The organism is Bradyrhizobium sp. (assembly GCF_035570375.1).
Lineage (GTDB): Bacteria > Pseudomonadota > Alphaproteobacteria > Rhizobiales > Xanthobacteraceae > Bradyrhizobium.
Genome location: NZ_DATMLW010000022.1, coordinates 18,032 through 36,316, shown reverse-complemented (window position 1 = coordinate 36,316; position 18,285 = coordinate 18,032). Strand labels below are relative to the sequence as shown.

The following is an 18,285-nucleotide window of genomic DNA, read 5'->3' as shown; positions in this document are numbered from 1 at the left end:
TTTCTCGCTCACGCCCGAAACCACCCTCTCCCGCAAGGGGAGAGGGTAGACCCCGCGTTTCACACCCATGGCTTCGCGATCTCGCCGCAGACCTGCGCAAGGTTCGCCTGAACTGGTCCTTTGAGCGCGAAGCGGACATCAAATGGCAGGCAAGGACTGGCTGGCTCAGTCGAAACTTAGCCCTGCCGGACCTCTTGCCATGGCACGATACCCCGGATTTGCATAAGATTGGGCCTGGTCGTGACCCATCCGAGGGGAGCGAAATGCGGCGACGCGGCGGAAGCGAGCAACTGGTCAAGAGTCGGCGTGCCAACAGGCCCAAGGCTCCCAAAGTTTCAACCGCGACCCCATCCATCACCGACCTGCAAAAGCAGGTAGGCAATCTAACCCGCGATCTCACCGAGGCGCTCGAGCGGCAGACCGCCACCGCCGAGGTGCTGCAGGTCATCAATTCATCGCCCGGCGACCTTGCGCCGGTATTCGCGAAAATTCTGGAAAAGGCTCACAGCCTTTGCGCGGTCGCGCTCGGCACCTTGCTGCTTTATGACGGCGACAGGTTCCGCGCCGTCGCGGTGCGCGGATTTCCGGAGACGTTTGCGGCTCGCCTTCGTCAGGGGTTTGTCCCGGGTCCGAGCCTGCCGCATTATCGCTTGCTGGAGGGCGCGCGCTTTGCCCAAATCGCGGATTGGGCCGAGATCGACGATCCGCTTGCCCGTGCCTCGCTCGACGCCGGCGTCCGGACCACGTTGTTCATCCCCTTGCGCAAGGAGGGAGCGCTGCTCGGCTACATCGCTGCTTCCCGAGCAGAGGTGAGGCCTTTCACCGAGAAAGAGATCTCGCTTCTCGAAAGCTTCGCTGCCCAGGCGGTCATTGCGATGGAGAATGCCCGGCTCCTGGGTGAGCTGCGCGAGCGTCAGGCTGAACTTGCGCGCTCGGTGGACGAGCTGACCGCAACGAGCGACGTACTAAAGATCATCAGCCGTTCCACCACCGACCTCGAGACGGTTCTCGACACGCTGGTGGAGACGGTAGCGCGCCTCTGCCGCGCCGAACAAGCGGTAATGTTCCGTCGACTCGACGAGCGCTACCACGTGGTGGCGTCCTATGGCCTTCCAAACGAAGCAAAGGACTTTCTCCTTTCTCATCCTCTCGCGGCCAATCGAGGCACGCTTAGCGGGCGCGTGGAGTTGGAGCGCCGGCCGATTCAAATCGGTGACGTCTTGCAAGATCCGGAATACGCCTACCTGGAAGGACAGAGGATCCAGGGCTACCGCACGATGCTCGGCGTTCCGCTGCTGCGTCAGGACTCGTTCCTCGGCATCTTCATCATCAACCGTACCCGCGTTGAACCGTTTACAGACAAAGAGATCGAACTCGCCAGCACTTTTGCCGATCAGGCGGTGATCGCGATCGAGAATGCGCGTCTCTTTGAGGAACTACGGGACCGCCAGACTGAGTTAGCGCGCTCGGTGGACGAACTCACCGCGACCGGCGACGTTCTCAAGATCATCAGCCGATCGACGGTCGACCTCGTGACGGTCCTCGACACGCTCGTCGAGACGGCAGCGCGGCTTTGCCATGCCGATCAAGCGCGAATGTACCGACGTCAGGATGACCACTATTACTCGATAGCCTCGCACGGTTTCTCGCCCGAAAGCGAGGAATGGCTTTCGCGTAATCCTATACCCAAAGCTGGCCGCGGCACCGCGATTGCGCGGGCGGCGGCCGAGCGGTGCACCGTTCACATCGCCGACGTGCTGGCGGATCCCGAATACACCTGGGAAGAGGGGCAGCGTCTCGCCGGATATCGCACCGTGTTGGCGGTGCCTCTGCTGCGGGGCGAGACGCTGATCGGTTTGTTCAGTCTTCTCCGCGCACGTGTCGCCCCATTCACAGACAAGGAGATCGAGCTGGTCACCACCTTCGCCGACCAGGCGGTGATCGCCATCGAGAATTCGCGGTTGTTTGAAGAATTACGGGAGCGCCAGGCCGATCTCGCGCGCTCGGTCGATGAGCTCACCGCGACCGGTGACGTGCTCAAGATCATCAGCCGCTCCACCGTCGACCTCGATATGGTCCTTGACACGCTCGTTGAGACCGTGGCGCGCCTCTGCCGCACCGATCAGACGCTCATGTTCCGGCGGCGTGACGACAAGTATCACCTGGTCGCAGCGCGTGGCCTTTCGGAGAAGGCAGAAGTATTCATCCAAACTCATCCATTGACGCACGACCGCGGCACTGTCAGCGGTCGTGTGGCGTTGGAACGCCGCGCCGTCCACATCCCCGATATCTTGCAGGACCCCGAATACAGCTACGCGGGAGCAAAAGTCACGGGGGCCCGCACGATACTCGGCGTTCCGCTCCTGCGCGAGGAGGCGCTGGTCGGCATCTTCACGGTTCACCGTACCCGCGTCGATCCGTTCACGGACAAGGAGATCGAACTGGTCACTACCTTTGCCAACCAGGCTGTCATCGCCATCGAGAACGCCCGGCTGTTCGAGGAGTTGCGTGACCGCCAGGCGGAGCTGCGCGTCACCTTTGACAACATGGGCGACGGCGTCGTCATGTTCGGGGCCGATACACGCCTTGTCGCGTGGAACCGGAATTTCCAGGAAATGCTCGATCTGCCTGACGCTTTCTTCGCCCAGCGGCCAAGCTATGCCGAGTATTTCCGCTATCTTGCCGACCGCGGCGAGTACTCAGCCGATCTTGAAGCTGACCTGAGTCGCCTCAACGAAAATCCCTGGCAGGCTCTCCGCCTTGAGCGGACGCGACCCGATGGCCGCGTCATCGAGGCGCGCCGCAATCCAGTTCCCGATGGGGGCTTCGTGCTGATCTATGCCGACATTACGGAGCGGAAGCGTGCTGAGGAGGCGATCCGTGCTGCGCGCGACGCCGCCGAGGCGGCATTGCGCGATTTGCAGGCGGCGCAGGCTAGTCTGGTCCACGCGCAGAAGATGGCGGCACTTGGGCAACTCACCGCCGGCATCGCGCACGAGATCAAGAACCCACTTAATTTCGTCAACAATTTTGCCGGACTATCGGTCGAGCTTTTGGGGGAATTGAAGGAAGCGACGGCCGAGGCAATCGGCGCACTCCATTCCAGCAAGCGCGCGGAGATTCTCGAGACAATCGGGATACTAACTGGCAATCTCGAAAAGATCGCCGAACACGGTCGTCGCGCCGACGGCATCGTCCGTGGCATGTTGCAGCACTCACGCGGCGGCACCGGCGACTGGCAGGTGACCGATTTGAACGCGCTCGTCGAGGAGAGCTTGAACCTCGCCTATCACGGCGCCCGGGCGCAGGACCAGGATTTCAAAGTCGAGTTGGAACTTGACCTCGATCGTAATCTCACTCCGATCGAGGTCGTGTCGCAGGATGTGAATCGCGTGCTCCTTAACCTCATCAGCAACGGTTTCTATGCCGTCACCAAGCGTGGCCGCGAGGGCAACGGCGCTTTTAGCCCAGCCCTTCAGATCGCGACCCGCGAACTTGGCGAAGGCGTCGAGGTCCGGGTGCGTGACAACGGGGTCGGCATTCCGGCGGAGGATTACGAGAAACTGTTCCAGCCCTTCTTCACGACCAAGCCGACCGGGGAAGGCACCGGGCTTGGCCTGTCGATAAGCTACGAGATCGTAACCCTGCAACACGGCGGTACGATCACGTTCGATAGCGAAGTCGGCGATTTCACAGAGTTCACGGTGCGGCTGCCGCGACGGCGGCATACGCCGGTCACTTAGCCTTGGCGGCCGCGGCGTCGCGAGCCAGCCTCAAAGCTTTCAACCGTTCTCGATTCTTGTGAAAAGCCTTCTGCGCGCGCTCGTGCTCTGTCATGGCTTTGGAAGCTTCTGCTTCCCTGAATATTTTGCGGGCTTCGCGCTCGGCCGGTGTAACGACCTTGCGTTCAAATGTGTCGTTCATCCTCAATCCTCGATGGCTGTCTCTCGAACGCTTCGGAGCTATCGCAGCCTTCAATTGTGACAATTACGAGGGATTTCTTGGCCACCTGTGGCTGCCTGCAATTACCGGTCCCTTCTCAGTTCGAACTCCGTCAACGCGCCGGAGAAAGCCTTGTTCCAGGCCGCAGGGGCGATCGGGTTTAGGCAAAAGTGGCAAGGCCGCCGCTCGGTTGGCACAGATTGAACGGCGACATTGCGAACTGTCAGGAACAGAAACCGATTCTGTCGATTAGCTCTGCAGAGCTTCATATGGAGTATGCGCATGGACAAGGATCGAATTGCCGGGTCGGCGAAGGATTTCGCGGGCAAGGCCGAGGGTGCAGTCGGCGGTATGGCTGGCGATACCAAGGCTCAGGCCGAGGGTCACTTTCGCGAGACGGCAGGTGCGGCGCAAAACCTGTACGGTCAAGCCAAGGATGCGGCTCGCGAAGCCAAGGATGCGGCCTTTGGATACGCCAAGGACTCTTATGAGAAAAGCAGCGATACGTTCCGCGACGGCTCGCAAGCGATAGCGAAGAGCGTGCAGGAAAACCCGCTCAGTTCGTTGTTGATTGCCGGCGGCATTGGCTTTGCGCTGGCGTTAATGATGACGCGGCAACCGCGCCGCCCAACGTCGCGGTGGCGGTAGGCGGCGTTGACCGCGGACATCAAGGCTTTACCTGGTCGCTGCTCGTTGGTTTGGAGATTAAACCGTGAGTGATGAAAGCCCCCCTCTGGTCTATGAAGGTTTGGATCCCAGTCCAGAACCGAAATCCGCGATCGCGGAGATTTCCGAAGCGGTCGATGGCGCTATTAATCGCATCAGTAGCGCGATCGAAGCCGGCCGAAAGCCCGGCAGGCCTCTAAGTATCCTGAGCAACGTCGTGCGCGAGGCTCCTCTTGGCTCGCTGTTCGTAGCGTTCCTCCTGGGAGTAGCCGTTGCTCGCCGCCGGTCTGCGCGCGGGCGTTGAACCTGTAAAACGGGAAGTAAATTGGGATAATGCCGCGTAGCGGGCGGAGTTCTTTCATGTCCCGCGCGGAGCGGCACGCAAGTGAAGCACCGCAAATGCAGGACCCATCTCCGATCGACGAGTGCGGCGAATTTGAAGATCCTGTCGGTATCGCATCAGCGGCGCCGCGCGCTGCGCGGCGTCCGGGGAACGCGTCTCTCGCCGATCAGTAAGCCGCCGGGTCCGGTGAGTCCGTCGGATTCTCGAAGGCCCGCTTCAGCGCAGGGCTCATCGCGATGTTCAGGTTGATGCCTTTTGGCGGGATGGCTTGCGTGAACCATTTGGCATAGAGCGCCGCACCCTCCGCACTCCTGTAGAGAGCTGCGGTTGCCGCATCGGCAACCCTCTTGAACGCCACATCATCCTTGCGCAGCATGATTCCGTACGGCTCGGGCCTGGAGAACGCATCGTCCGAGATCACGTACGCCTTTGGATCCTTCGATATCGCGATCAGACCGGCGAGAATCACATCGTCCTGGACAAAGGCCACGGCCCTGCCGGTCTCGACCATCAGGAACGCTTCCCCTTGATCCTGGGCCGGGACGATCGTCATCCCCAGATTCAATCTGCTATTGAATTCGAGGGCCTGTTTGATGTTGGTCGAACCGGCCGGAGAGACGATGGTCTTGCCCTTGAGGTCGCTGATCGAGCCGATGTTCGACTCGACTTTCGAAAGGAAACGGCTCGCCGTCAAAAAATGCGTGTTGGTGTACCACACCTGCTTTTGCCGCTCGGCATTGTTGGTGGTGTTGCCGCATTCAAGGTCAATCGTGCCATTGGCCAGGAGCGGAATGCGCGCCGAAGCCGTCACCAGCTGATACCGCACCTCGAGATTGTCGAGCTTCAGCTCGCGCTTCACGGCCTCGACGATTTTGGCGCAGATGTCCATGGCAAAGCCGACCGGCTGCCGCTTGTCGTCGAGGTAGGAGAACGGCACCGACGCCTCGCGGTGCCCGATGGTGATGTATCCGAGCTCTTTCACCTTGAGAAGCGTACCTGTCAGTTCCTCAGCTTCTGGCCTTGAGTAGCCTGAAACAAGCATCGCGAGGGTCATCGCCGCGAACAGGTCTTTACGCACTAAAATTCTCCGCTGCCGATGCTGCCGTTCTCGGCCATGCTTGGCGATATTGGATCATTTTTCAAGTCACCGGTCGACAGATCGACGGCGACCACTCGCTCTCTCCCTTGCAGGACGGAGCAATCGTATTTGACTACGAGAGGCACTTTCTTCTCCCTCTCCCTTGTGGGGAGGGTCGATGCGAGCGAAGCGAGCATCGGGGTGGGGGTTTTCAAAAAGACCCATCAAATTGAGACCTTTTCAGCAAGCTCCCCCACCCGACCGTCGCTTCGCGCATAGCCGATGCAAAGCATCGGCGTTTTGCTTCTTAAGGACGGCGACCGAAGGTCGCCTATGCACCCTCCCCACGCTTTCGCGGGGGAGCGATCGGAGGCTGCGCCGCAAAATGTGATAACCCTCTCCCGCAAGGGGAGAGGGTGAAACGGAGTTCACCTCACTCCTGGCCGGCGCGGCACGATCGCGATCGGATTGAAGGTATAGACGGCTTCGCCATTCTGGTTGAACGCGGTCCATTTGACACGGGCGATGCCTTGCGGCCTGGTTTTCGACGGAACCAGCTCGATGACCTCGCCTTCGAGACGCAGGGTGTCGCCGGGGCGCACCGGCTTCAACCAGCGAAGTTCATCGACCCCTGCCCCGAAAAGCGGATGCGGCCCGAACGGCCGTGCCGTGATCGCCAATCGCATTGCGAGCGCCGCCGTGTGCCATCCCGAAGCCGCGAGCCCGCCCAGGATCGACTTCTCCGCAGCCGCTTCATCGAGGTGAAACGGCTGCGGATCGAATTCGGCCGCAAAGCGCAGGATGTCGTCCCTGGAGATCGTTATTGCCTCTGCGCTCTTGAAGCGCATTCCGAGCTTGAGGTCGTCGAACCACTCGACCATGCTAGCCCCTGCTCCTGCTTCTCATCCTAGTCAAGACGCGCTTCGCGGACCGGTTGGCCGGGTCTCCTGGTCCTCCCCCGCGAAAGCTCGGGGAGGGAGAAGAAAAACCCCGCATAATCTATATGCGACAACACGCTCCTCACCATGAGGGTCTCACCCCAGATTTAGTTCCTTGAAAAAGTCGTTGCCCTTGTCGTCGATGATGATGAAGGCCGGGAAATCCACCACCTCGATGCGCCAGATCGCTTCCATCCCGAGTTCGGGATATTCCACTACCTCGACCTTCTTGATGCAGTGCTCGGCAAGGTTAGCCGCCGCCCCTCCAATCGAGCCGAGATAAAAGCCGCCATGCTTCTTGCAGGCCTCGCGCACGCTAGGGGCGCGGTTGCCCTTCGCCAGCATCACCATCGAGCCACCGGCGGCCTGGAACTGGTCGACGAAAGAATCCATCCGTCCCGCGGTGGTCGGGCCAAAGGCGCCCGAGGCATAGCCTTCCGGCGTCTTGGCGGGACCCGCGTAATAGATCGGATGGTTCTTGAAGTAATCCGGCAGCGGCTCGCCCTTCTCCAGCCGTTCGCGCAATTTGGCGTGCGCCGAATCCCGCGCCACGATCATGGTCCCCGTCAGCGACAGGCGCGTCTTGATCGGATGTTTTGCAAGTGTCGCCCGAATGTCCTTCATCGGCTGGTTGAGATCGATCCTGACCACGTCGCCGCCGAGCGCCTGCTCGACTGCGGGGAGATATTGCGCCGGATTATGCTCGAGTTCTTCGAGATAGATGCCGTCGCTTGTGATCTTGCCGAGCACCTGGCGATCCGCCGAGCAGGACACGCCGAGCCCGATCGGCAGCGAAGCGCCGTGACGCGGCATGCGGATCACGCGGACGTCGTGGCAGAAATATTTGCCGCCGAACTGCGCCCCGACCCCGAGCGATTGCGTCATCTTGTGGATTTCCTGCTCCATCTCGAGATCACGGAACGCATTGCCGTCGGCCGAGCCGTGGGTCGGAAGTGCATCGAGATAGCGGGCGGAAGCAAGCTTCACCGTCTTCATACAGAGCTCCGCCGAGGTGCCGCCGATCACGATTGCGAGGTGATAGGGCGGGCACGCCGCGGTGCCGAGCGTCAGTATCTTCTCCTTCAGGAAGGCCAGCAGGCGATCTTTTGTGAGCACCGAAGGCGTCGCCTGGAACAGAAAACTCTTGTTGGCGGAGCCGCCGCCCTTGGCCATGAACATGAACTTGTAGGCCAGGTCTGATTGCAAAGAGCCGCCCTCGGCATAGAGGTCGCATTGTGCCGGCATGTTGTTGGCGGTGTTCTTTTCCTCGTACATCGACAGCGGCGCCACCTGCGAGTAGCGCAAATTGCGCCGCAGATAGGCGTCGCGCGCGCCTTCCGAGAGCGCGGCCTCGTCGTCGCCGTCGGTGAGCACGCGCGCGCCCTTCTTGCCCATGATGATCGCGGTGCCGGTATCCTGGCACATCGGCAAGATCCCGCCGGCGGCGATATTGGCGTTCTTCAGGAAATCGAAGGCGACGAATTTGTCGTTGTCGCTGGCTTCCCTGTCGTCGAGGATCGCGCGCAGCTGCTTGAGATGCGAGGGGCGCAGATAATGATTGATCTCGCCGAAGGCGGCTTCCGAAAGCGCCCGCAACGCCTCGCGCGAGACCACGAGCATGTCCTTGCCCAGCACCTTTTCGACCCGCACGCCCTCGGTCGTGACCTTCTTGTATGGCGTCGTATCCTCGCCGAGCGGAAACAGCGGCGTGTGCATGTAGGGCGGGACGGGTTTTTGCTGGTCGGGAAAGGCGGTCGGGGCGTTCATGGGAATGCTCGCAAATCTGTTCAAAGCCGGAAAGCGCATGCATCGGAAAGGCGAGCCGGCTATGACAGGTTCTAAGCACTTTTGCGCGAAAAGAAAGGGAGCGCAGCGCGGATCAGACAGCGCGGATACCCCTCCTCGAGGTCCAGGCCTCGCGTCCTTCGGGGCAGGCGGCGCGTAAGCGGCGCGTCCACCCTTGCGCGAAGCGCTGACGGAGGCTTCAATGGCCGCGACGGGGCATTTCCAATGGCGTCGAAGGTGAAGTTATGAGACCCACTGCGATCCTCGCAGCAACGGCGCTGCTATCCGTGGCATTTTTGGGTGTTGCAGGCACGCAACCTGCCCGCGCCGATCATTGCGAGGACATTGCCAACCTGCTCAAGGACCAGATCGATGGGCTGAAGATCCAGTTTCCGGCGGCAAATATGATCTACCTGTCGCATCCGGCGGCGAAAGAGCTGTCGCTCGGCTGTCCGAACCACAAATACGCCAACGAGCTTTTTGCCAAGGGGGACCGCAAGCTTCGAGCCGAATTCATCGAGCTGGTCGGCTCGGCGGCGGCCATCGTTTTCACGCTGCCGAAGGAGGACGTGATGACCGGCACGAGCCGCTGCCTCAAGCGCATGGGCCTGCTGCGCGGCGACAAGATCAACATGCGCTTCAAGCGGCTCGACATGGAATGCACGCGAACCAAGACCGAAGCCTCGATCGCCATCCAGCGCGGTAAGGATCAGTAAGGTCAACTGCGGCTAATATGATCTAGTGCCGCTCTTCGATTTGAAGTTGCTGTCGGAGTTTTGCCGCGGGTTATGCAGGAACTTCAAATCGTCGGCACTAGTTTTTTGTCGCTACAATTTTAACGAATCCATTGCCCTTTCCGTTCACCATCCGAGAGCGCGAGTCCCGATAGGTCGTGATTGCGGAGCCGGATTCATAAAGCGTTTGCATCGCCAATCCCACAATCCGACCCAAATAGTGCGAGCAGGACTCCGTCCATGAGCATATCGAGCATTCCGCCGTCAGTACCGACGCCGATCACCTATCCCGACACCAGCGCGACCGCGACCAAGCCGCCCGATGTCAATGCCGATGCCAACGACGCCGGCGCGGCGCAGCCGACGGTTCAGCTTCCGCTGCCGCCGGGACAGGGAACGCGGGTCAACCAGCTCGTCTGAACAGACGCGAAAGGAACTCGCCGCAAACTTGCCTGAAATCGCTCGTCTGCTTCCGACAGAAACGACGGGAGCAGACACATGCCCGAAAGCAAGACCTTCACCGGCGGATGCCATTGCGGCCTTGTGCGCTTTGAATGCACCACCGATCTTGAGATGGTCACCGCGTGCAACTGTTCGATCTGCACCAAAAAGGGGCTGCATTTTTCGCCGAAGAATTTTCAGCTTCGCGCCGGCGACGACAATCTGAAGGAATATCTGTTCAACAAGCACGCGATCCGTCATCAGTCCTGCAGCGACTGCGGCGTGGAGGTGTTCGCGCTTGGCAAGAAGCCCGACGGCGCCGAGGTGGTGGCACTCAATGTCAATTGCATCGACGGGATCGACCTCGCCGGGCTGAAGATGACGGCAATCGACGGGCGGAACAGGTAGGGACCAACTCGACGAGAACTACGAAAAAGTCCAAATCTCGTCATGGCCGGGCTTGACCCGGCCATCCACGTCTCACCTGCTGCAACACCAAGAAAGACGTGGATGCCCGGCACGAGGCCGGGCATGACGGCGGGATTAACGGTTCACGCATCCAATTCGGCGTAGTGGCGGAACATACCGTCCTCGTTGAAGGCGATGCGGCGCCCGCTTGAGAGATAGGCCTTGATGTTCGGCCGGCTCGCGACGCGGTCGTGCAGACCGACGAGCCCTGGTATTTGATGCTCGAACGCCTTCGTGCGTTTGGGGAAAGCGTAACGCAACCCTTCCACGATCTGGAACAGCGACAGATCAACATAGGTCAGCCGGCGGCCGGTGACAAAGCCGCCGCCGCTTTCCTCGAGCAGGGCTTCGAAATAGCCGAGAAATTTCGGCACGCGCTCCTTCCAGAACTCGGCTGAGCGCTTTTTCGCCTCGCTGCGCTGGTCCTCGTAATAAAGCGAGGGCCCGAGCGGATGATGGGTATCGTGAACTTCCAGCACGAAATCCGCAATTGTCAGCTGCAACTGGTGCACCCAGAGCCTGCCTGCTTCCGCCTTCGGCGCCAGTCCATGGCGTGACCCCAGATAAAACAGAATATTCGCGGTTTGCCCGATCACGAGCTTTCCTGCCTTGAGAAACGGCGGCGCGAACGGCGGTGTGCGGCCCCTCACCTCCATCGTTCGCATCATCGCCGCCATGCCGCGCTCCTTGCGTGCGGCATCGACATAGTCGGCGCCGGCCTCTTCCAGCGCGAGGCGTACATATTCGCCGCGGCCCTGAATGGTGGGCCAATAATAAAGTTCATAGCGCATGTCTGGCCTTTCTTCGCTTTAAGCTGAAGGGGATGTGCCTGGATGGGCTTGACGGGAAGCAACCAACATTCTTTTGCTGGGTGAGGCCTCTTAAATCCAATCGGATGCAACTATTCGGAATAAGGCAACAATCGCACCGAGAGAAGGGTTGATTTCGATCATGACAAAATCCTTAAACCTCTCGCTGTTGCTGCTCGCTCTTTGCATGGCATCGGCGCAAGCACTCGCGGCCGAATCCTCAGCTCCCTGGAGCGCCGACATCGACCAGGTCCGGCAGGCCGCCGCGATGATTCCAGGTCCGCGGCCGCTCCGCGTTAACGTGATCAAATTCGCCGAAAGCCGGCGGCCCAAGAATTTTGCGGTCAAGGGCCTGCCGGCCGAGCCCAGTGTGCAGGCGCGGACCGCGTATCAGATCGTCTACGCCGATGGCACGGTGATGGTCGATACCGGAATGGATCCGGCGACCCATCGATTCTTCGGCCGCGGCGTCGAGGAGCCGTATTTTCCGGACCAGGCGGCGCGGGTGGCGCATGCGCTGCGAAGCGCAAGAGCGATCCTCGTCACCCACGAACATGGCGACCATATCGCGGGCCTGATGCGCAGCGAGTCGTTCAATGAACTCGCACCGAAGGCGGTGCTGACGCACTTGCAGCTGCAGACCCTGCAAAACGAACCGCAGATTCCGGAGTTGCGCCCCAGCCCGGAAATGGCGGCGCGCCTGCGCCTCATCGATTATTCCGACACCATGGCTTTCGCGCCGGGCATGGCGCTGATCAAGGCGCCCGGCCACACGCCAGGCTCGCAGATGATTTATGTAGCGCTGCAATCCGGCAAGGAGCTGCTCTTGGCCGGCGACGTCGCCTGGCACATGGACGGCGTGCGATTGAACACCGGCAAGGACGCGCCCTGGATCAAGGAGCCGCCGGAGCTGATGGCTGCCGAGCTCAATTGGCTCAACGGCCTCTTCCGCAGCGAAAAGAACCTGTCGATCGTCATCAGCCATGACGAGGAGCAGCGCCGCGAATACATTGCGCAAGGCATCCTCGGCGATGGGTTCGAGTAGCCGGCATCAATCAATTTTGACTTGGAGCGATATCCCCTCACCCGGATCGCATCTCGATGATGCGATCCGACCTCTCCCCGCCGGGGAGAGGTGAACCGCGTTCTGCCTCTAGTTCGCAGCGAAGCAGTACAACAGGCCGTCGCCGCCGGTGCTCCGCAGATCGGCCTGAGAGCACCCGCCGTCGGGCCCGCGCGAAGGATGCGAACTGTTCCAGGATTTCGACGCGTCGTCGTCACGCAAGCCGATACGGTCGGAATGTCCGACCATCGCCGTACCCTGCGTGCTGCTCGTCCAGTTCTTGCAGGTGCGATCCTCGCCCGCCGCAAACGCCGTGCCGTCTGCTTGCGATCCCGTCAGCACGTCGTGGCGGTTCGGCGTATCGCCGCGGCCGTTGATCACATCGCCCTTTTCGCTCAGCGCGGTCTGCTTGGTCAGGTTGTTGGTGCCGTGCAGCTCGGTGACGTCTTTCGCGATCACGACGCCCTTTGAATTCTGCCACGGTCCCTTGCCGATGCGGTCACGTGCGTTGACGGCCGGCTTGCCGTCGGCGGCCTGCGTCGAGAGATAGGCATGCCAGGTCTTGCCGCCGGCGCCCGCGGCTTGCGCCAGCGTCTGACATTGCTTGTCGGCGCCTTCCAGACCGCCGAGATTGGCGCCGTTGCCCGGACCGGTCGAGGTCACGAAGAAGCTCGTATTGGCCGATTGCGCCTGCACGGGCCGGGCAGCAACGACCGCAAGCGCCGCGGTAGCCGCAACAAGGGTCACGCGCGAAAGGCATTGGCTGAGAGTAGGCATCTGTTCCTCCGACTTGTTATTTGATTTGACGGGATAAGCATGGACCGATCGGTCCAGACAAATCAACAGGCTCCTTTCAAGATTATTCCGCTTGCGCGACGCTGAAATGAAAAGGCGCCGCGGCAAAAACCGCGAGCGCCCTTGATCCCTTGTCGTCGTGCTGCAGAGCGTCAGGTCTGCTGGATCGCCGAGAGCTCCCAATTGGCGCCGCGCGGACGGACGAACGTCCACACTTCGGTGACTTCCACGGGCTGGTCGCTGCCTTCGACAACCCTTCCGGTCAAGCGATCGACGTTCTTGTCGACCATCGAGAACCGCATCGCCACGGTCGCATAGTCGGTGTCGCCCTCGCGCCACGCTTCGGCAAGGTCGCCTTGCAGGAGCTTGGTGCCGGATACCTTGTTGACGACGTTGCGTGCCTTGTTCTGCTCGATGTCGCGCGCCAGATAAGACACCATTTCGGGCGTCGCCAGCGTGTGAAGCCGGGCGATGTCCTCGTTCGACCACGCGGCCTGGATTTCCCCTAGCAGGCGCTCGAAGGCTTCATAATCGCCGGGCTGGATCTCGAGCGGCGCGCTGCCCGATCCCAGTCCGAAACCGGTCGCGTTTCGAAAGCTCGACTGCGCGCCAAGCGGAGAAGGTCCGCCCGCGAAGGCTGTGGCCGTCTCATGGCGCCGTTGCCACCACGACATCGCCAGTCTCACCAGGAAGACGATCAGGGCGATTTGCAGGAGGAGGCCGATGACGGACGAGAACCCGCCGATCCCGCCGAACAGGCCGCCGCCAAACAGCATGCCGAGCAAACCCGCGCCGAGGAATCCCGCCGCCAGCCCACCCAACAAGCCAGGCCGATTGAAGAACCCGCCACCCGGCGTGCCGAAACTTGGGCTGCCCGGTTGCGTAATGGTGCGGTTGAACGGCTGCGCCGTGTTCGGCGCCGTCGACGTGCTCGGCGGCGCCGAGAACGTTCGCCCGCCCCGGGAACCCGAGCTGAGCCCTCCGCCGGCCCGCGCGTCGGCCGACGAGACCGCCATGGCCAGCGGCAGGGCGAGCGACAGGACGACGGCGACCATCCGCACGATGCCGCGGCCGCGTTGGGAGAATTTCATGACAATTTCCTTTGGTCCCGGAACGGGAGAAACGGCCCTAAGATGGGCAGGGTTGCCCAAAAGGGAAGCGGTAGCGAGCCAAACAGGCTGCGGCTCTGCGTCGCGGGGATGGGGGATTCCCCCGGCTCTGCGTTGCACCGTGAGAAACGCTGCACCGCGTCAGGGACAGGAGGCCTCACGACGGCGCCATCGTCTCCTTCACCTTAGCGACCAGTTGGCTCAGGGTGAAAGGCTTTGGCAGGAAGTCGAATTGCTGGTTCTCCGGCAGGCTCTTGTCGAAGGCCTCTTCGGCGTAGCCCGACACGAAAATGATCTTCAGATCGGGATTGCGGCCGCGCATCGTCTTCAGAAGGGTCGGACCATCCATTTCGGGCATCACCACGTCGGAAACCACGAGATCGATGGCGCCGTTCTTCTTTTCCAGCGCTTCCATCGCCTCGACGCCGTTGGAGGCCTCGATCACGCTGTAGCCGCGCGAGCGAAGGCCGCGCGCGTTCAGCGAGCGCAGGCCCTCTTCGTCCTCGACCAGCAGGATGGTGCCCTGTCCGGTCAGGTCGGTGCGCGGCCTCATCTCGGCCGTGCCCTCCCTGGCCGCGCCGTTGGCCCCCGCGATGTCGGGCTCAACTTCCTGCCCGGGATGATGCCGCGGCAGGAAGATGTGGAACGTGGTGCCCTTGCCTTCTTCGGATTCGACGTAGATGAAGCCGCCGGTCTGCTTGACGATGCCGTAAACCGTCGAAAGTCCGAGCCCGGTGCCCTTCCCCACTTCCTTGGTCGTGAAGAACGGCTCGAAAATCTTGTCGCGAATGTCGATCGGAATTCCGGTCCCGGTATCGGACAGGTCGATCCTGACATAGTCGGCTGCGGGCATGCCCTTGTAGGCGAGCTGGGCGGATTCCTCCGCCAGGACATTGCCCGTCCTGATCGCGAGCTTGCCGCCACCGGGCATCGCGTCGCGGGCATTGACGGCCAGATTGACGATCACCTGCTCGATTTGCGAGAGGTCGGCCTTGACCGGCCAGAGATCGCGGCCATGCACGAGATCGAGCCTGACCTTCTCGCCGATCAGGCGCTGCAACAGGATGCGTAGGTCGGACAGCGCATCGCCGAGATCGAGCACCTGAGGACGCAGCGTCTGTCGACGCGAGAATGCGAGCAGCTGGCGCACCAGCGTCGCCGCGCGCGTTGCGTTCTGCTTGATCTGCATGATGTCCTGGAACGACGGATCGGTCGGCTTGTGCGCGTTCAGGAGGAAGTCGTTCGCCATCATGATGGCGGAGAGCACGTTGTTGAAGTCGTGGGCAATGCCGCCGGCGAGCTGGCCGACCGTGTCCATCTTCTGCGACTGGTTGATCTGGTTCTCCAGCGCGCGACGTTCGGTAGTCTCGAGCATGTAGACAATGGCGGTCTCGGCCTCGCGCTCGTCTTCTTCGACCGCGGTGACGAAGAACTGTCCGCAGCGCTCCCGGACACTGTCGAGCATCACTTCGACCGGCAGGATGTCGCCCTGCCCCTCCGCCGCCCGGTTGATGGCCGCCAGAAGCATGTGGCGGTCGCGCGCGTTGACGGTATTGAGGATGGACTTGTGGGCCGAGCTGTCGGCGCTCAGGCTCTGCGCGAGTTTGGCAAACCTTGCATTGGCGCGGACCACCGCACCGGCGCGGTCCACGGTCGCAATCGCCATCGGGGTGTGGTCGAAGAAGCGCATGAAGCGCACTTCGGCCGCGCGCTGCGGATCGGAACGCTCGTCGCGGGCGCGACTGATCACGAGCGTACGCGAAGCGCCGGGCTCACCGTCGGCCCCGAAGGCGAGCTTGTGATAGAGGCGCGCCGGCATGGTCTTGCCGGTCCGCATTCGCAGGTCGATGTCGAACACCTCGGTCTTGACCTCGCCGGGCGCCGGGACGATCGACGTCAGGAGCGAGGCCCCGTCGCCGGAAACGATATCGGAAAGCCTCAATCCGCCCGACCCGATCTCCGCCAGATCGTAGTCGAGCCAGCTCGCCAGCGTCGCGTTGACATAGACCAGCTCACCCGTGGGATTGACCGAGAAGAAGCCGCACGGTGCATGATCGAGATATTCGATGGCGTGCTGCAGCTCCTGGAACACGTCTTCCTGCCGCTCGCGGTCACGCGTGATGTCGGCGATCGACCACACCGCGTATTTTGCCTCGCGCTTGCCCTTGCCGAGCGGCCGGACCCGCAGCCTGAGCCAGCGGCCATGCGTCCCTTCGGTGCCGGCGATGCGGACTTCTTCCTGCTGACGCTTGCCTTCGCGCGCCGCCTTCAGCAGACGAAACACCGCTTCCGACACATCGGGATTACCGATGAAGACCCGCTCCACCGGGCGCACGTCGTGCACCCCCGCAGCACCGGTGAGCGCAACATAGGCGGCATTGGAATAGGCCACGTGACCGCGGGGGTCCGTGACCGCGATACCGTCATAGGCCAGATCCGCGATCCGGCGAACCACGGGGTCGTCAATCGAGCGATCGGCGAAGCGGATGATTCCGGCCGCGAAAGCCAACAGATTGAACAGGCCGACCATCGCCAGCAGCGCCAGCAGCCCCAGAATAAAAGGCTGCGCCTCTGCGCGTCCGATGGCGGTGAGCGCCACCGCAGTCGCGACGATGCCAGCCGCCACCACGAGCACCAGCACGATGCTGCCGCTCCGCCGTGCCGGCTCATGGGCGGTTACCGGCTCTCGTGACGGATCATGGTCAGGTTCGGCGGTCATAGCAGTGGACGCGGCCTGTCGAGATAGCTCGGGCGCGCGGTCCGCGCCCCGCCCTCCAAGTGCCTGAATCGGACGGGCAAGCGCAAGTCCATCAAGCGGTTATTTCCCCGGTTGCGATCACTCCCGAACCCCAAGGAAATAGCTAGTGGAGTGGATTTGATTCGCTACCCAGCCAGCCGCGAGCTCGCAAGGCGAATGTCAAATCCTAAACTCCACTGGAATCTTGTATTTGCTAGTGGTCCTTTGATTCTAACATTCGCTAAAGTGCCCCCTGCGACGGGAGGCGAATGTTAGAATTGGACCACCCCGTCGTCAAACCCGCCGCGCGGAAAGCCCGCGCTTGAGGCCCATCACATAGCCGATGATCTCGGCGACCGCGTGATAGTGCTCCACCGGGATCTCCTCGTCGATCTCGACCGTGGCATACAAGGCCCTCGCCAAGGGCACGTTCTCGACGATCGGGATATCGTGCTGGCGCGCGATCTCCCTGATCTTGAATGCGATATTGTCGGCGCCCTTGGCCACGCATACCGGCGCCGACATGCCGCGCTCGTAAGTCAGCGCAACCGAAAAGTGCGTCGGGTTGGTGATGATGACGGAAGCCTTGGGGACCGCGGCCATCATGCGCTTCTTCATGCGCGCCTGCCGCAATTGCCGCATGCGGCCCTTAACGCGGGGGTCGCCTTCGGACTGCTTGAATTCCTCCTTCATCTCCCGCAACGACATTTTCCGCCGCTCGTACCACTGCCGGTACTGGAAGAGGTAGTCCGCGATCGCGACGAGAGCGAGCATCGCCACCACGGCGCCCATCAATTGTAGCGTCAGGGTGAGGATCAGGCCGGGGATGGTGGCCGGCTCGAAACGCAGCATGGCCTCGAGGCGATGCCGTTCAGGCCAGAGAATCGCGGTCATCACGGCACCGAGCGTCACCAGCTTGAAGAGGCCCTTGGCGAAGTTCGCCACCGCCTGCTTGCCGAAGATCCGCTTGGCTCCGGCGAGCGGCGAAATCTTGCTGAGCTTGGGTTTGAGTTGCTCGCCCGACCAGACCAGCCGGTGCTGCAAGATGTTGCCCGCGATCGCCGCGATCAGGAGCATCAACAACGGCACGCCGAGAGCTGCAATCATCGCAAATTCGAGATTCCTGGCGAGCGCCAGAAGATCGGGCCCGTCGGTGCGAATCATCCAGGAATTGGCGATCAGATTGCGCAGCGGAACTTCAATCCCGCCGATCGATCCGGAAAGCGTCGAGAGTACCAGCGTCGCGCCTGAAATCATGAACCAGGTATTGACTTCCTGGCTTTTGGCGACGTCACCGCGGTCATGGGCGTCGTCGAGGCGTTTTTGCGTGGGGTCTTCTGTGCGTTCTGTCGTGTCGTCCTCGTCCGCCATCGATCA

Annotated in this window: 15 protein-coding genes; 6 read left to right on the top strand and 9 right to left on the bottom strand. The window is 61.7% G+C overall.

Annotation, left to right across the window (positions count from 1 at the left end; translation table 11 throughout):
• Nucleotides 1–263 precede the first annotated feature (263 nt).
• Nucleotides 264–3,743, top strand: coding sequence for a GAF domain-containing protein (locus VNX23_RS02795; RefSeq protein WP_325627650.1), 3,480 nt, complete (start codon nt 264–266; stop codon nt 3,741–3,743).
• On the opposite strand, the gene VNX23_RS02790 is transcribed toward VNX23_RS02795, so the two are convergent.
• Complete coding sequence (locus VNX23_RS02790) at nt 3,736–3,924, bottom strand: hypothetical protein (RefSeq protein ID WP_325627649.1); 189 nt, start codon at nt 3,922–3,924, stop codon at nt 3,736–3,738. The two genes, VNX23_RS02795 and VNX23_RS02790, sit on opposite strands and share 8 nt — an antisense overlap.
• Nucleotides 3,925–4,224: 300 nt before the next feature.
• On the opposite strand from VNX23_RS02790, the gene VNX23_RS02785 reads away from it, so the two are divergent.
• Nucleotides 4,225–4,590, top strand: coding sequence for a CsbD family protein (locus VNX23_RS02785; protein WP_325627648.1), 366 nt, complete (start codon nt 4,225–4,227; stop codon nt 4,588–4,590).
• A gap of 527 nt (nt 4,591–5,117) precedes the next feature.
• Here the strand turns inward: VNX23_RS02785 and VNX23_RS02780 are convergent.
• The 3 genes from VNX23_RS02780 to VNX23_RS02770 form a co-directional block, all read right to left on the bottom strand.
• Complete coding sequence (locus VNX23_RS02780) at nt 5,118–6,005, bottom strand: amino acid ABC transporter substrate-binding protein (protein ID WP_325627668.1); 888 nt, start codon at nt 6,003–6,005, stop codon at nt 5,118–5,120.
• Nucleotides 6,006–6,457: 452 nt separating this feature from the next.
• On the bottom strand, nt 6,458–6,910 hold the full coding sequence (locus VNX23_RS02775; protein ID WP_325627647.1) for a MaoC family dehydratase: 453 nt from the start codon (nt 6,908–6,910) through the stop codon (nt 6,458–6,460).
• Nucleotides 6,911–7,063: 153 nt separating this feature from the next.
• Entirely contained in the window at nt 7,064–8,734 is a 1,671-nt protein-coding gene (locus tag VNX23_RS02770) for a fumarate hydratase (RefSeq protein WP_325627646.1), read from the bottom strand.
• A gap of 263 nt (nt 8,735–8,997) precedes the next feature.
• On the opposite strand from VNX23_RS02770, the gene VNX23_RS02765 reads away from it, so the two are divergent.
• The 3 genes from VNX23_RS02765 to VNX23_RS02755 all read left to right on the top strand — a co-directional run bounded on the left by VNX23_RS02765 (nt 8,998) and on the right by VNX23_RS02755 (nt 10,335).
• On the top strand, nt 8,998–9,468 hold the full coding sequence (locus tag VNX23_RS02765) for a hypothetical protein (RefSeq protein ID WP_325627645.1): 471 nt from the start codon (nt 8,998–9,000) through the stop codon (nt 9,466–9,468).
• 258 nt (nt 9,469–9,726) lie between these two features.
• Complete coding sequence (locus VNX23_RS02760; RefSeq protein ID WP_325627644.1) at nt 9,727–9,906, top strand: hypothetical protein; 180 nt, start codon at nt 9,727–9,729, stop codon at nt 9,904–9,906.
• A 78-nt stretch (nt 9,907–9,984) separates the two neighbouring features.
• Entirely contained in the window at nt 9,985–10,335 is a 351-nt protein-coding gene (locus tag VNX23_RS02755) for a GFA family protein (RefSeq protein ID WP_325627643.1), read from the top strand.
• 143 nt (nt 10,336–10,478) lie between these two features.
• Here VNX23_RS02755 and VNX23_RS02750 read toward each other — a convergent pair whose 3' ends face one another.
• Nucleotides 10,479–11,186, bottom strand: coding sequence for a glutathione S-transferase (locus tag VNX23_RS02750; protein WP_325627642.1), 708 nt, complete (start codon nt 11,184–11,186; stop codon nt 10,479–10,481).
• Between the two features lie 160 nt (nt 11,187–11,346).
• Between VNX23_RS02750 and VNX23_RS02745 the strand changes: the two genes are divergently transcribed.
• Nucleotides 11,347–12,249, top strand: coding sequence for an MBL fold metallo-hydrolase (locus VNX23_RS02745; RefSeq protein WP_325627641.1), 903 nt, complete (start codon nt 11,347–11,349; stop codon nt 12,247–12,249).
• A 108-nt stretch (nt 12,250–12,357) separates the two neighbouring features.
• Here VNX23_RS02745 and VNX23_RS02740 read toward each other — a convergent pair whose 3' ends face one another.
• From VNX23_RS02740 to flhB, 4 genes are all read right to left on the bottom strand, one after another.
• The gene (locus tag VNX23_RS02740; protein WP_325627640.1) at nt 12,358–13,044 is read right to left on the bottom strand and encodes a lectin; all 687 of its coding nucleotides are present in this window, start codon (nt 13,042–13,044) and stop codon (nt 12,358–12,360) included.
• 170 nt (nt 13,045–13,214) lie between these two features.
• A complete protein-coding gene (locus VNX23_RS02735) occupies nt 13,215–14,153 on the bottom strand; it encodes a Tim44 domain-containing protein (RefSeq protein ID WP_325627639.1) in 939 nt (312 codons plus the stop codon).
• 175 nt (nt 14,154–14,328) lie between these two features.
• The gene (gene cckA / locus VNX23_RS02730; RefSeq protein WP_325627638.1) at nt 14,329–16,890 is read right to left on the bottom strand and encodes a cell cycle histidine kinase CckA; all 2,562 of its coding nucleotides are present in this window, start codon (nt 16,888–16,890) and stop codon (nt 14,329–14,331) included.
• 312 nt (nt 16,891–17,202) lie between these two features.
• Nucleotides 17,203–18,279, bottom strand: coding sequence for a flagellar biosynthesis protein FlhB (gene flhB / locus VNX23_RS02725; RefSeq protein WP_325627637.1), 1,077 nt, complete (start codon nt 18,277–18,279; stop codon nt 17,203–17,205).
• Nucleotides 18,280–18,285 lie beyond the last annotated feature (6 nt).